This is a genomic window from Cellulomonas sp. P4_A2 (assembly GCF_056402515.1).
Genome location: NZ_JBFUHG010000097.1, coordinates 1 through 475, shown reverse-complemented (window position 1 = coordinate 475; position 475 = coordinate 1). Strand labels below are relative to the sequence as shown.

At 69.5% G+C, this 475-nt stretch carries 1 pseudogene; it reads right to left on the bottom strand.

Annotation, left to right across the window (positions count from 1 at the left end):
* Nucleotides 1-382 (bottom strand): annotated as a pseudogene (locus tag AC1DUE_RS20270) (Dyp-type peroxidase); the annotation flags it as partial.
* Between the last annotated feature and the right edge of the window lie 93 nt (nt 383-475).

The following is a 475-nucleotide window of genomic DNA, read 5'->3' as shown; positions in this document are numbered from 1 at the left end:
GGTTGGAGCCGGGCAGTGGCACGCCCTCGATGTTCGGATAGCTGATGCCGTCGCGGAAGCCGAAGGTGGTTCGCCCGGTCGGGAGCTGGCGGACGTCCTGCTGCCAGATCACCGTGATACCGGGCGTGTCCTGGTAGGCGGTGCGGGCCCGCTCCAGCGCCCTCTCCAGTCGCGCAGCGTCGGGAGAGAGGGCACTCAACGCGATATGCACCTCGCCCGTTCCGAACGGTGGCTCCCAGTGGGCCGGGGCACTCTCGCCCACGTCGCCGATCAGGTCCGCACGCGCGGCCATGCCCTCACGAAACGCCAGCGGAAAGCTGTCCAGCGACTCCTGAGGTACCCCCAAGGCCCGCAACCCTTGGTGGGTCAACGCCACCGCCACCCAGACATCCTGACTCGGGTCCACGCTGAGCAGACCCCCCGAGGTCACCGGGAGCAGCCGCCGCAGCAGAGAACGCCCGGCATGGCGGTCATC